The sequence below is a fragment of the Streptomyces sp. NPDC088766 genome (genome assembly GCF_044750845.1).
Taxonomy (GTDB): domain Bacteria; phylum Actinomycetota; class Actinomycetes; order Streptomycetales; family Streptomycetaceae; genus Streptomyces.
On sequence record NZ_JBIVKQ010000017.1, the window covers coordinates 21,546 to 34,925 of the forward strand.

General features: G+C 70.5%; 13 protein-coding genes. 3 read left to right on the top strand and 10 right to left on the bottom strand.

All coding sequences use genetic code 11. From position 1 onward, the window contains the following. The first annotated feature begins 39 nt into the window (after window positions 1-39). Window positions 40-708 carry a TrkA family potassium uptake protein gene (locus tag ACIP5W_RS23090; protein ID WP_366062551.1) on the top strand — a complete coding sequence of 223 codons (669 nt, stop codon included), beginning with the start codon at window positions 40-42 and terminating at the stop codon, window positions 706-708. Further along, window positions 708-1,385: a potassium channel family protein gene (locus ACIP5W_RS23095; protein ID WP_401476606.1), complete on the top strand. Its 678-nt coding sequence runs from the start codon at window positions 708-710 to the stop codon at window positions 1,383-1,385. The genes ACIP5W_RS23090 and ACIP5W_RS23095 overlap by 1 nt, the downstream gene beginning before the upstream one ends. A 259-nt stretch (window positions 1,386-1,644) precedes the next feature. Here ACIP5W_RS23095 and ACIP5W_RS23100 read toward each other — a convergent pair whose 3' ends face one another. From ACIP5W_RS23100 to ACIP5W_RS23130, 7 genes are all read right to left on the bottom strand, one after another. Further along, window positions 1,645-2,400, bottom strand: a complete 756-nt coding sequence (locus tag ACIP5W_RS23100) for a DUF3159 domain-containing protein (protein WP_401476609.1) — start codon at window positions 2,398-2,400, stop codon at window positions 1,645-1,647. Between the two features lie 3 nt (window positions 2,401-2,403). Further along, window positions 2,404-2,802 (bottom strand): OB-fold nucleic acid binding domain-containing protein, encoded by a 399-nt coding sequence (locus ACIP5W_RS23105; protein ID WP_363090172.1) that lies wholly within the window; start codon window positions 2,800-2,802, stop codon window positions 2,404-2,406. 108 nt (window positions 2,803-2,910) lie between these two features. After that, window positions 2,911-6,231: a response regulator gene (locus tag ACIP5W_RS23110; protein WP_401476612.1), complete on the bottom strand. Its 3,321-nt coding sequence runs from the start codon at window positions 6,229-6,231 to the stop codon at window positions 2,911-2,913. A 278-nt stretch (window positions 6,232-6,509) separates the two neighbouring features. Then, window positions 6,510-7,709 carry an alginate lyase family protein gene (locus ACIP5W_RS23115; RefSeq protein WP_401476615.1) on the bottom strand — a complete coding sequence of 400 codons (1,200 nt, stop codon included), beginning with the start codon at window positions 7,707-7,709 and terminating at the stop codon, window positions 6,510-6,512. Window positions 7,710-7,857: 148 nt separating this feature from the next. Beyond that, window positions 7,858-8,622 carry a DUF3710 domain-containing protein gene (locus ACIP5W_RS23120; protein ID WP_366062557.1) on the bottom strand — a complete coding sequence of 255 codons (765 nt, stop codon included), beginning with the start codon at window positions 8,620-8,622 and terminating at the stop codon, window positions 7,858-7,860. Between the two features lies 1 nt (window position 8,623). Then, window positions 8,624-9,175: a dUTP diphosphatase gene (dut, locus tag ACIP5W_RS23125; protein WP_401476619.1), complete on the bottom strand. Its 552-nt coding sequence runs from the start codon at window positions 9,173-9,175 to the stop codon at window positions 8,624-8,626. Further along, window positions 9,172-9,756, bottom strand: coding sequence for a PaaI family thioesterase (locus tag ACIP5W_RS23130; protein WP_401476622.1), 585 nt, complete (start codon window positions 9,754-9,756; stop codon window positions 9,172-9,174). Before ACIP5W_RS23130 ends, dut begins: the two co-directional genes overlap by 4 nt. Before the next feature lie 194 nt (window positions 9,757-9,950). Here ACIP5W_RS23130 and ACIP5W_RS23135 point away from each other — a divergent pair, with 194 nt between their 5' ends. Further along, window positions 9,951-10,415 carry a DUF3093 domain-containing protein gene (locus tag ACIP5W_RS23135; RefSeq protein ID WP_401476625.1) on the top strand — a complete coding sequence of 155 codons (465 nt, stop codon included), beginning with the start codon at window positions 9,951-9,953 and terminating at the stop codon, window positions 10,413-10,415. Between the two features lie 88 nt (window positions 10,416-10,503). Here ACIP5W_RS23135 and ACIP5W_RS23140 read toward each other — a convergent pair whose 3' ends face one another. The 3 genes from ACIP5W_RS23140 to ACIP5W_RS23150 form a co-directional block, all read right to left on the bottom strand. Next, a complete protein-coding gene (locus ACIP5W_RS23140) occupies window positions 10,504-11,442 on the bottom strand; it encodes a hypothetical protein (RefSeq protein WP_401476628.1) in 939 nt (312 codons plus the stop codon). Window positions 11,443-11,455: 13 nt separating this feature from the next. Beyond that, window positions 11,456-11,752, bottom strand: coding sequence for a DUF4193 domain-containing protein (locus tag ACIP5W_RS23145; protein ID WP_003993510.1), 297 nt, complete (start codon window positions 11,750-11,752; stop codon window positions 11,456-11,458). A gap of 395 nt (window positions 11,753-12,147) precedes the next feature. Further along, entirely contained in the window at window positions 12,148-13,380 is a 1,233-nt protein-coding gene (locus ACIP5W_RS23150; RefSeq protein WP_401476631.1) for a sensor histidine kinase, read from the bottom strand.

The following is a 13,380-nucleotide window of genomic DNA, read 5'->3' on the forward strand; positions in this document are numbered from 1 at the left end:
ACAGCCAAGTCAGCAACATTTGACCTCGGAAGGACGGTCGTGCACATCGTCATCATGGGCTGCGGCAGAGTGGGTTCCGCTCTCGCCCAGACCCTGGAGCAGCAGGGGCACACGGTCGCCGTGATCGACCATGACCCCACCGCCTTCCGACGTCTTGGCTCCTCGTTCGGCGGCCGCCGGGTCACCGGGGTCGGCTTCGACCAGGACACCCTGCGCGAAGCGGGCATCGAGGAGGCCGGGGCCTTCGCCGCCGTGTCCAGCGGCGACAACTCCAACATCATCGCGGCCCGCGTGGCCCGCGAGATGTTCGGCATCGAGAACGTCGCCGCCCGCATCTACGACCCCCGCCGCGCCGAGGTCTACCAGCGCCTGGGCATCCCGACGGTGGCCACGGTCCGCTGGACGGCCGACCAGATGCTGCGCCGGCTGCTTCCCTCGGGTTCCGAGCCGCTGTGGCGCGATCCCACCGGCGGCGTCCAGCTGGCCGAGGTGCACGCCTCCACCGCCTGGGTCGGACACAAGATCAGCAAGCTTCAGGAGGAGACGGGCGTGCGCGTGGCGTTCCTCACCCGCCTCGGCGAAGCGATTCTGCCCACCTCGCAGACGGTTCTGCAGGAGGGCGATCTGGTGCACGTGATGATGCGCACCGACGACGTGGAGAAGGTCGAAGCCGCGTTCGCCGAGGGCCCGAAGGAGGACGGTCACTGATGAGGGTCGCCATTGCCGGAGCCGGCGCAGTCGGCCGCTCGATCGCGGGCGAGCTGCTGGAGAACGGCCACGAGGTCCTGCTGGTCGACAAGGCGCCGACCGCCATCTCGGTCGAGCGCGTCCCGCAGGCGGAGTGGCTGCTGGCCGACGCCTGCGAGATCACCTCCCTCGACGAGGCGGCCCTCCAGCGCTGCAACGTCGTGATCGCCGCGACGGGCGACGACAAGGTCAACCTGGTCGTCTCCCTGCTCGCGAAGACGGAGTACGGCGTCCCGCGTGTCGTCGCCCGCGTGAACAACCCGAAGAACGAGTGGCTCTTCAACGAGTCCTGGGGCGTGGACGTCGCCGTCTCCACCCCGCGCCTGATGTCCGCCCTGGTGGAGGAGGCGGTCAGTGTCGGCGACCTGGTCCGCCTGCTCCGCTTCAGCCACGGCGACGCCAACCTCGTCGAACTGACCCTCCCCGAGGAGTCGGCCCTGGCCGGCACCCAGGTCGGCGACGTGGAGTGGCCCGAGGACACCTCCCTGGTCACGATCATCCGCGGCACCCGCGTCCTCACCCCGTCCCGCGAGGACTCCCTGGAAGCAGGCGACGAACTCCTGTTCGTGGCAGCCCAGGCCCGAGAGGAACAGTTGGAAGACCTGCTGTCGGTCCGCCGCGAGGACATCAACGGCTGACCCTCCCGTCCCGTCCGGGAGCAACGCCGGCCCTGCCGGGTCCTCGGGGAGGAGCTGGAGACCGCAACCGTTCCCCACCCGAGCGACCGCCGGTGAACAGCAGCCTTCGGAAACGGGGACGGAAGCGGAGGTCGGGGGGCAACCCTCGGAGACGGAGGCGGAGGTCCGGGGTCAGCCCTCGGAGACGGAGGCGGAGGTCCGGGGTCAGCAGCCTCAGGGAGGGGAAAGGGCGGCGGGGGCGAGAAGACCCCCGCCGGAACTACCCGTCCCGCCGGTGCCGCGGACCGGCCTCCGCCGACTCGTGCGACGTCCCGGCCGCTCTCGCCTCCGCCGCCTTCTCCTCCGCCTCCATCTCGGCGAAGACATCGATCGGCGCGGGCGCCTTCGCCAGGAAGACCCAGGTCAGCCAGACGGCCAGCAGGAACGGCGGGATCTTCAGCGCGATCAGCACCCAGCCCAGCTGCGTGGTGTCGGCCCACCAGTACAGCGGGAAGAGGATCGCGCACTTGGCGAGAAGAATCAGGCCCCAGGCGTAACTGGCCTTCGCATAAGCCTTCTTGCGGCCGGGATTGCGGGTACGCCAGGAGAGGTTCTCCTTGAACACCGGCCCGAGGATCAGCCCGAGCAGCGGCATCCCGCACAGGGTCGAGACGATGTACGCCAGCGACAGCCCCAGCGTGTAGAGCATGCCGGGCAGGTAGAAGTCCTTCGCGTTGCCCGTCATCATCGCGAACACGACACCGAAGGCGACGCCGAAGACACCGCTGAAGGCGTGCTTCACGGTGTCCTTCATGGCCAGGCGGACCACGACCAGGACCAACGACACCGCCAGCGCGGCGATCGCCGACATGTGCAGATCTTTGTTGATCGTGTAGATCGTGACGAACAGCAGGCCGGGCACCACCGTCTCGACCATGCCCCGCACCCCGCCGAACGCCTCGAACAGCGCGGCTTCCGTCACCGCCCGGGCGTCGTCCTGCTGAGTGTCTTCGGTCGGCTTGTCGAGCGACGTCACCGGCTACTCCCTACCAAGGGGTCTCAGTTCGTACTTGGGGTTGAACAGCACCCGGCGGCCCCGGCTCATCGAGATCCGGCCCGATGCTATGAGCTTGCGCCCCGGCTCTATACCCACGATGGAGCGTCTGCCCAGCCACACCACGTCCAGCGCGGCGGAGCCGTCGAACAGCTCGGCCTCCAGGGCCGGGACTCCGGCCCGCGGTCGCAGGGTGACCGTGCGCAAGGTACCAGTAACCGTGACTATCTGGCGGTCCTGGCAGTCTCCGATCCGCGTGCAGCCGGCGGTCTCGGCATCCTCCCGCAACTCCTCGGACTCCAGGTCCTCCTGCGAGGAGGAGAGCCGATCGAGCATGCGCCGGAACCGGCCCACCGGCTTCTCGGAACGAGGAACAGCACTCATATCTGAAGGGTACCGGGAGGCACCACCGGGCCCGTACCCGCGTTCCGGCGCCCGCCTACGCCCACGCACGCCCGCCCCCTCTCGCCCCGCCCCTGGACCTGCCGTGGCTCACTTCTCGAACCGGTATCCCATCCCCGGCTCCGTGATGAAGTGCCGGGGGTGCGACGGATCTGCCTCCAGCTTCCTGCGCAGCTGCGCCATGTAGACCCGCAGGTAGTTCGTCTCCGTCCCGTACGACGGGCCCCACACCTCCTGGAGCAGTTGCTTCTGGCTGACCAGGCGGCCGGTGTTGCGCACCAGCACCTCCAGCAGATGCCACTCGGTGGGCGTGAGCCGTACATCCTTGCCGTCCCGGTTGACCTTCTTGGCGCCCAGGTCGACCGTGAATCCGTCGGTCTCGACCAGGACCTGCGACTCTGCTCCGCCCGCGGGTTCGGCACGGCGGACGGCGGCCCGCAGCCGAGCCAGCAGCTCGTCCATGCCGAAGGGCTTGGTGACGTAGTCGTCGGCACCCGCGTCGAGTGCCTCGACCTTCTCGTCCGAGGAGTGCCGGGCGGACAGCACCAGGATCGGCACCCGGGTCCAGCCCCGCAGGCCCCTGATCACCTCGACTCCGTCCATGTCGGGCAGCCCCAGGTCGAGCACGATCACGTCCGGATGGCGGGCGGCGGCGAGCCGGAGGGCGGTGGTCCCGTCATGAGCCGCGTCGACCTCGTACTTGCGGGCCTTGAGGTTGATCACGAGGGCACGCACGATCTGGGGTTCGTCATCGATCACGAGCACCCTCGTGGGGCTCTGGGCGGTGCCCCCGGTCGAGCTCATGGCGCCTGCCTTTCGGTTGGTGCGGGACGGTCCGGGGAGGGGCCGGCGGTGAGGGGGGCGAGGTCCGGGGCCCGGACCGGCCGGGCCGGCCGGTCCGGGCCCCGGACCTCGGACCTCGGCCGCACGCACGGTGAGCACCATGGTCAGTCCCCCGCCCGGTGTGTCCTCGGCGTGGAGCGTCCCGCCCATCGCCTCGGCGAAGCCGCGCGCGACCGCGAGGCCCAGGCCCACCCCTGCCCCGCGCGGAGCGTCACCGTACCGCTGGAAGGGTTCGAAGATCCCTTCCTTGGCCTCGTCCGGGACACCCGGCCCACGGTCCACGACCCGGACCTCGACCCGGTCGGCGAGCGCGCTGGCGGCGACCAGCACGGGGACTCCGTCCGCGCTGTACTTCACCGCGTTCTCGACCAGGTTGGCGACCGACCGCTCCAGCAGCCCGGCGTCCACGGCGACCATCGGCAGCGTCTCCGGGACGTCCAGCGCCACGCTGTCCTCCGGAACACCGCCGAGCGCCATCGGCACCACTTCGTCCAGGTCGGTCTCCCGGATGATCGGCGTGACCGTGCCGGTCTGGAGGCGGGACATGTCCAGGAGGTTCCCGACCAGGTGGTCGAGCCGGTCGGCGCCGTCCTCGATGCCCTCGAGCAGCTCCGCCCGGTCCTCCTCGGACCAGGCCACGTCGTCGGATCTGAGACTGGACACCGCCGCCTTGATCCCGGCCAGCGGGGTGCGCAGGTCGTGGCTGACGGCGGCCAGCAGCGCCGTGCGGATCCGGTTTCCCTCGGCGAGCGTGCGGGCTCGGTCGGCCTCCTCCTGGAGGCGCCGCCGGTCCAGTACGACGACCGCCTGCGCGGCGAAGGCGGCCAGCACCCGCCGGTCCTCCGCGGGCAGCAGCCGTCCGGTGAGCGCCAGCGCCAGACGGTCCCCGACGGGCACGTCCACATCGGCGTCCTCGGGCCGCCCCACGGGCCGCCCCGCACCGGCCCGGCCCGCGCAGATCCAGGGCGCCGTGTCGTCCCCGCGTTCCAGCAGGGCCGCGGACTCCATGCCGAAGGTCTCCCGGACCCGTTCGAGCAGCGCCTCCAGACTGGTCTCGCCGCGCAGCACATTGCCCGCCAGATAGGAGAGGATCTCCGACTCCGCTCGCAGCCTGGCTGCCTGATGGGTGCGCCGGGCGGCCAGGTCGACCACCGACGCCACGGACACCGCGACCCCGACGAAGATCACGATGGCGACGATGTTCTTCGGGTCGGCGATGGTCCAGTGGTGCAGGGGCGGTGTGCAGAAGTAGTTCAGCAGCAGGGAGCCCAGGGCCGCCGAGGCCAGCGCCGGCAGCAGGCCACCGAGCAGCGCCGCCGCCACGGTCACCGTCAGGAACAGCAGCATGTCGTTGGCGAGGCCGAGGTGGACCGCACTGAGCAGCACCGTCATCAGCGGAGGACCGGCCAGCCCGACCGCCCAGCCCCAGATGATCCGGGCCCGCCCGAGCCGGGCACCCCGGGTCACCGGCAGCCCTCGCCCCTTGGCCGCCTCCTCGTGGGTGACGATGTGCACGTCGAGGTCGGGTCCCGACTCGCGGGCGACGGTGGCACCGACGCCGGGTCCGAGCACGTACTGCCAGGCCTTGCGGCGGGAGGAGCCGAGGACGATCTGGGTGGCGTTGGCGCCCCGGGCGAAGTCGAGCAGCGCGGCCGGGATGTCGTCGCCGACGACGTGGTGGAAGGTGCCGCCGAGGTCCTCCACGAGCGTGCGCTGGACCGCCAGCTCCTTGGGCGAGGCGGAGGTCAGGCCGTCGCTGCCGGCGATGTAGACGGCCAGCACCTCTCCTCCGGCGCCCTTCTCCGCGAGCCGGGCCGCGCGCCGGATCAGCGTCCGCCCCTCCGGACCGCCGGTCAGCCCGACCACGATCCGCTCCCGCGACCCCCAGATCGCCGACACCCGGTGCTCGCTGCGGTACTGCTTCAGGTACTCGTCGACCCGGTCGGCGACCCACAGCAGGGCCAGCTCGCGCAGGGCGGTGAGGTTGCCCGGCCGGAAGTAGTTCGACAGGGCCGCGTCGACCTTGTCCGGTGAGTAGATGTTGCCGTGCGCCATACGGCGGCGAAGGGCCTGTGGCGACATGTCGACCAGCTCGATCTGATCGGCGCGGCGCACGAACTCGTCCGGGACCGTCTCCTGCTGCCGCACCCCGGTGATCGACTCCACGACGTCGCCGAGGGACTCCAGGTGCTGGATGTTGACCGTGGAGATCACGTCGACGCCCGCGGCCAGCAGTTCCTCCACGTCCTGCCAGCGTTTGGTGTTGCGCGAACCCGGAACGTTGGTGTGGGCCAGCTCGTCCACCAGGGCGACCCGGGGGCTGCGGGCGAGCACCGCGTCCACGTCCATCTCGGAAAAGGCGCCGCCCCGGTACTCCAGCCGTCGGCGGGTGATCTCCTCCAGGCCGTGCAGCATCACCTCGGTGCGCGGCCGGCCGTGGTGCTCGACGAAGGCCACCACGCAGTCCGTGCCCCGCTCCACGCGGCGGTGGGCTTCGGACAGCATCGCGTAGGTCTTGCCCACGCCCGGTGCCGCGCCGAGGTAGATCCGAAGCTTCCCGCGTGCCATGGCCTCATTGTCTTCCGGTGTCTCCTGCGTGCACAGCGTCGACCTTACGACCAACGAAACGGACAAAGGGGGCGAGGAGGAGGGTGCGGGACCGCCTTGACGCAACCCTGACGCGGTGGACTCTCCGCAGGTCGACCCGGCCATACGTCCTCCCCTCGCTCCCTCTCCGTTCCCCCTCACCGCTACATCGGATGAGACCCCCCGATCGGTTCACGTCCGGCGGCCCCGGTTCCGCGCGCCGTGCGGAGGCCGTCCACCACGCCGTGCGGAGGCCGCCCTCACGCCGTGCTGTCCCCGTGCGTGAGCGTCTCCCAGGCCACGAAGAGGTTGTTGCTGCCCGCCGGCCGGTTCTGCAAGGTCAGCGTCCGGGTGTTCGTCATCGCGATGCCGAGCCGGTTGTGCAGCGCGTTGTAGCCGACCTCGGTGACCGGGCCGAGGCCCGGCTTCAGGGAGCCGCCGCACAGCCAGCTCGGCGCGGCCGTGCCGAGCTGGTATTTGGCGTGGAGGCCGAGGGCGTGCCGCAGCCGTTCGCCGACGTCGGTGCCGTACAGGTCCTGGCCCTGGATGCGGCTGGTCTCGGCGACGTGCGAGATCGCCGAGATGCCGTACCCGGTGTGGGTGAAGTCGCGGCAGGTCTCCTGGCTGAGGCCGTCGACGAAGGTGGTCTGGCCCTGCCAGTAGGCGATGATCTTCTCCCGGCTGTCGAGGTTCTGGCCCGGCACAGTCTTGGGCAGGGTGCCGTCGGAGGCGAGGTAGACGTAGGCGGCGGTGCGGGTGCGGAACCTCGCCATGGCCTTGTCGTAGGACGCCCTGTCCTCCAGGAAGACGGAGATGCCGACGGCGGCCTCCATCATCGACAGTTCCCAGTTGCCGTTGGAGTGGGAGCCGTTGACGACCTTGGGGAGGTAGACGTCGCGCAGCATGGCGGCGAAGCGGCCGGAGCCGGCCCAGGTTCCTGAGTACGTGTACTTGATGATCTCGGCCGCCTTGGGCCAGGACGAGCCCACCCAGCCGGTCTGGAGGGGTGCGTTGCTGTTGGTGTGGTCCCTGATCACCGCGGACCAGGCGTCCATCAGCTCGATCGCCTTCCTCGCGTGGCGCTCGTCCCGCGTGACGTACCAGGCGAGGGCCTGGGTGTAGGCGGCGATCGCGTCCTCGCGCTCGTCCGTACAGCCGTTGTCGGGGTTGGAGTACGAGCCGCACTCGACGATCGCGCGCGGCTCGGGGACCCGGTCCAGGTCGGCGTACCTGCTCGCGAGCATCTTGTCGTAGGCGCCCTTCCACGGCTGGGCGCCGGCGTCGACCTGCCGGCGGGCGAAGTCGAGCTGGGCCCGGGAGACGGTGACGCCGGGGTGGGCGAAGGCGGCGGGGGCCGCCTCGGCGCGGGTGACGGCGGGCGTGGCGAGGGTGCCCAGGAGGAGGGCGGTGACAGTCACGAGGAATGCGGGTCTACGCACAACGACTCCGTTCTCATGCATGAACGCAGAGTGCCCTTATGAACCAGGCGTTGAGCGGAGACCGTAGGTACGGACCAATGAGTCGTCAAGGGTGCGCGCGCACGGGACAGGGCCGCACCCCGGGAAGGATGCGGCCCTGTTCCGTACGACCGGTGACGCGGTGCGTCTGCTAGCGGACTTCCGTGATCTCGGGTCCCCGCTGCAGCTGGCCCATGCCCCCGGAGAAACGGGACCCCGCGTCCTCCTGCTGGACGCTCTCCGGAACCATCTGGGCGTCGTTGGGCAGCTTCAGGACGATCGGGTCGCGGGGCGCCATCGGGCCCTCGCCGCGGACCACGACCGTGTCCCGGAAGATCTGCTCCAGCAGACCGGCGGCCTGCGGCTGCACCGCGCCCTGGCCGGAGATCACGCCGCGCAGGAACCAGCGGGGACCGTCCACACCGACGAACCGCACGACGTGGAAACCGCTCGTGCCGTCCGGCAGCTGCACCGGCACCTGCGCCCGCAGCTCCCAGCCCAGCGGGCCTTCGACCTCGTCGATGATGCCGCCCTGCTGGGTGATGCCGGAGGCGATCTCCTCGCGCACCTCGCCCCAGATGCCCTCACGCTTGGGGGCGGCGAAGGCCTGGAGCTGGATGGCACTGTCGCGCAGGACGACGGTCGCCGCGACGATCGCGTCGCCCGCGACCTCCACCCGCAGCTCCATGCCGTCGACTCCGGGCACGAAGAGGCCGCCCAGGTCCACGCGGCCCTCGGCGGGGTCGCGCACCTCCGAGCTGTCCCAGGGACCGTCGGGCCTCGGCTCCGGCTCCAGCCTCACACGCTCGCGCCCGCCCTCAGCCTCGTCCGCCTCAGTGTCGACACTGTCGACGACCTGCTCGGCCTCGCCGGCCGCGTCCTCGGCGGCACCCTTCTTCTTGCGACGTCCGAACACGTCACTGTCCTTCCCGGTCGGATACGACCGAAGCGTATCGATTCCCACCCGTCGCGCCGCCCACGGCGGCCTGACCGTCTGTGCCACTTCCGCCGTCCACGGCGGCGTGGCCACCGGTGGACCCGAAGCCCCCCTCGGCCCGCGCCGAGTCGGGAAGTTCCGCGACCTCCTGGAAGCGGACCCTCTCGACCTGCTGGACAACCAGTTGGGCAATCCGGTCGAAGCGCTCGAACCGCACGGACTCGCGCGGGTCGAGATTCACCACGATCACCTTGATCTCCCCACGGTACCCGGCATCAACCGTCCCCGGGGCATTCACGAGAGCGACGCCGCATCGGGCGGCGAGCCCCGACCGGGGGTGCACGAAGGCCGCGTACCCCTCGGGCAGCGCGATGGACACCCCCGTGGACAGTACGGCCCGCTCCCCCGGCGCCAGTTCGCGGCTCTCGGTGGTCCGCAGGTCGGCCCCCGCGTCACCGGGATGCGCGTATGCCGGAAGCGGTACGTCGGGATCGACGCGCCGGATCAGCACGGGCACGGGTTCACGGGTCACGGGTTCACCTCGAAGGCGCGGCTGCGCCGGAGCTGGTCCGGATCGCTCATGGCGGCGTCGATCTCCTCCCGGCGGCCGTGCTGGACGAAGTGCTTGACCTGGACCTCGACGAAGAGCGCGTCGGCACGGACGGCGACGGGCCCTTCGGGGCCGCCGATACGGCCGGTGGCCGTGGAGTAGATCTTCCGTCCGGCCACGGCCGTCACCTCGGCCTCCAGGTACAACGTCGTACCGACGGGGACGGGCCGCACGAAGTCGGTCTCCAGCCGCCCGGTCACGGCGATCGTCCGCAGCAGCCAGTTCAACGAACCGAGCGTCTCGTCGAGGGCGGTGGCCAGCACCCCGCCGTGCGCCAGACCCGGTGCACCCTGATGAGCGGGCTGCACGGTGAACTCCGCGGTGACGGTCACTCCCTCACCGGCCCGCGCCTCCAGGTGCAGCCCGTGCGACTGCCCGCCGCCACATCCGAAACACTGTTCGTAGTGTGCGCCGAGAAGCTCGCCGGGCGCGGGCGCGTCGGGGTGCCGGACCGGCTTCACGGCATCGGCCGGAGGCTCAAGAGCTGCGGAAGTACCACTCACAGCCGCAGACCTTACCCGCCCTCCCGCCACCCACCACCACCCCGACCGACAGCACCACTCACCGACCCCCTCATCCCTGCCGCCACCCACCACCACCCCGACCGACAGCACCACTCACCGACCCCCTCGTCCCTCCCGTCGCACGCCGCCACCCTGGGCCGGGCACGGACCGGACACCGTGCCAAGCTTGGTTCATGCAGCTCTCCGCCACCCCGTACGACGAACGCCTCACCGCCCCCCGCTCCTGGTGGGCCATCTCGTTCCTGGTGGGCGTCGCCCTCGCCCTGATCCTGCTGCCGTTCGGCACCCTGCCGCTGCTCGGCGGCCTGGCCGGCGGCACCGCGGTCGCCGCCGTCGCGGCCAGTTCGTACGGCTCGCTCCGCATCCGCGTGGTGGGTGACTCCCTGATCGCGGGCGAGGCGAAGATCCCGGTCGCGGCGCTGGGCGAGGCGCAGGTGCTGGACGCGGAGGAAGCACGGGCCTGGCGCACGTACAAGGCGGACACCCGGGCGTTCCTGCTGCTGCGCGCCTACATCCCCACGGCCCTGCGCGTGGAGGTCACCGACCCGGCCGACCCGACGCCCTACCTGTACCTGTCGACCCGTGACCCGCAGCGGCTGGCCGAGGCACTGCGCGCGGCACGGCAACCGGCGGTTTAGGTGTGTCGACCTGTGAGGCCGCCGGGCCCGGCGGGCGGGAGGCCGCGGCGCGGGCAAAGGTTTCGCCTCCGCCGCGCAAAGACTTCGCTCAGGCGCCGAGCTCCCCGGGTCTGTCCACGAGCGGGAGCGGGTTCTCCGGCTGCTCCAGAGACGGCAGGTCGGGCAGCACGTCCCACGGCACCTGCATCCTGCGCAGGTCGGCCCGGACCTTGGCGGCCAGTTTCTTGGTGTCCCGGCGGTTCATGAGCGCGCCCACGGCGGCACCCACCAGGAAGGGCATGAGGTTCGGCAGGTTGCGGACCGTGCGTTTCATTACCTGCTGCCGCAGCTCGCGCCTCATGTGACCGCCGAGCGCCGAGTTGAACGAGCTGGGCTTGAGCACGTCCACACCGCGCTCGCCCGACCAGGAACGCAGATACGCGGTGCTGCGGTCCACGAGGTTCCCGGCGGGGCGCACCCCGTAGACCTCGTGCAGTTCGGCGATCAGCTTCAGCTCGATCGCCGCCACGCCGCTGATCTCCGCGGCGATCTCGGCCGGCATCGCCGGCGGTACGGGGAGCATGGCCGCCGCGCCGACACCGGCGCCCACGGTGGACGTGGCCTTCGCCGCGCCCGCCACGAGCTTGTCGGCGATCTGCTCCGGCCCGAGTCCGGGGAACTGCCGGCGCAGCGTCCGAAGATCCCGTACGGGGATCCGCGGGGCCATCTCGATGATCCGGTCGGCGAGATGGGCGATGCCCGCCCTGGCGCGGTCGCCGCCCCTGCGGGCGCCTTCCCTGGCCAGGTCCACCGCCTTGTGCCGGATCGCCGCAGCCCGTCGCCGGGCGACGGGCGCGGCGCCCTGGGCCGGCGCCGGGAGATCACCCCGGCCGCCCGCCGCATCGAGCGAGGCCGGTCCCGCAGGGAGAACTCCCTTGCCGGACGGGCCTCGCTCGTCGTCACGCACGCCGTGAGGGCCGCCGGACGGCCCCTTGTCCGCTCCCGACAGAGGGAAGCGGCGCTTCCGAGGAGGGGTCGAGCCAGTCACGGCCGACCCGCCCTCAGTCGCAGTCGCGGCAGATCGGCTGGCCGTTCTTCTCGCGGGCCAGCTGGCTGCGGTGGTGCACCAGGAAGCAGCTCATGCAAGTGAACTCGTCCTGCTGCTTGGGCAGTACCCGGACAGCCAGCTCCTCGTTGGAGAGGTCTGCACCGGGCAGTTCGAGGCCTTCCGCGGCCTCGAACTCGTCGACGTCGACCGCGGAGGCGGACTTGTCGTTCCGCCGGGCCTTCAGTTCTTCAAGGCTGTCGGAGTCAACGTCGTCGTCGGTCTTGCGTGGGGTGTCGTAATCGGTTGCCATTTCGCCTCTCCCCCTCTGGGTGTCTGCGGTGTCTCCAGCGCACGTAACGCGTGAGAGGCCGGACTTGTGCCCGCCTCGAGGCGGAGATTTTGCCTCACATCAAGGTCTGTTACTCAATCGACACCCAACCGGACTCCTCACGAGTGATCGGCTTGGATGGCGATCGGGACCGTACACGGTCCGAATGCCGCACCACAAAGGCGCCTCACCGTGTACTTCCCGTGATCAGGACCCCTGAAAACCCGGATTTTCCGGGCTTTCCGACAGCATCCATGATCACGGAGAGTAGATGACCGGAAAATCGTCCTTGTGATCGATCACACATGGGAAAGCCTGATCGGGGCCCAAAAAATTCCGCGCAAAGCGAACAAGCCCATGTGTGTCGCGGCCTGGTCTCACAGCGGCAGACTGACTCGCATCACGAGCCCTCCTCCCTCGCGCGGCTGGGCCGCGATATGGCCGCCGTGCGCCCGTGCCACGGAGCGCGCGATCGACAGGCCGAGCCCGACGCCCTTGTCGCTGCCCGTACGCTCCGTGCGCAGCCGCCGGAAGGGCTCGAAAAGATTGTCGATCTCGTAGGCGGGGACCACCGGGCCCGTGTTGGACACGACGAGCACCGCCTGGCCGTGCAGGACCTCGGTGGTCACCTCGACCCAGCCGTCTTCGGGGACGTTGTAGCGCACGGCGTTCTGCACCAGGTTAAGCGCGATCCGCTCCAGCAGTACGCCATTGCCCTGAACGACCGCGGAGTCCCGCTTCCCGCGGATCCGTACGCCCTTCGCCTCCGCCTCGCCGTGCACCTGGTCGATGGCCTGCCCGGCGACCTCGGCGAGGTCGACCGGTTTGCGCTCGACGATCTGGTTGTCGCTGCGGGCGAGCAGCAGCAGACCCTCCACGAGCTGCTCGCTGCGCTCGTTGGTGGCCAGCAGCGTCTTGCCGAGCTGCTGGAGTTCCACCGGCGCGTTCGGGTCGGAGAGGTGGACCTCGAGGAGCGTGCGGTTGATGGCGAGCGGCGTTCTCAGCTCGTGCGAGGCGTTGCCCACGAAACGCTGCTGGGCGGTGAAGGCCCGCTGCAGCCGCTCCAGCATGTCGTCGAAGGTGTCGGCCAGCTCCTTCAGCTCGTCGTCCGGCCCGTCCAGCTCGATACGGCGGGAGAGGTCCGAGCCCGCCACGGAGCGCGCGGTGCGCAGGATCCGGCCGAGCGGGGCCAGCACCCGGCCGGCCATGGCGTAGCCGAACGCGAAGGCGATCACCGCGAGTCCGAGGAGGGCCAGCAGCGAGCGGCTGAGCAGATCGTCCAGGGCGTGCTGGCGCTGCTGGTTGGCGCACTCGTTCATCGCGCGGTTGAGTTCGCTGGCGGTCGGCTGGTTGGGGAAGTTGCAGATGTCGCTGGCGACCTGGCCGGTGAGGATCTTGAAGGGCAGCTCGCTGCCCACGTTGAGCGCGTTCGCCGCCAGCAGGTAGATGATCGACAGCAGCAGGATGCCGGCGATCAGGAACATCCCGCCGTAGAGCAGCGTGAGCCGTATCCGGATGGTCGGGCGCAGCCAGGGGAAGGGCGCCTGCGGCCTCCTGGGGTCCCAGGTGGGCTTCGGGGGCGCCTGGGGATGCGCCGGAGTCGTGGCCAT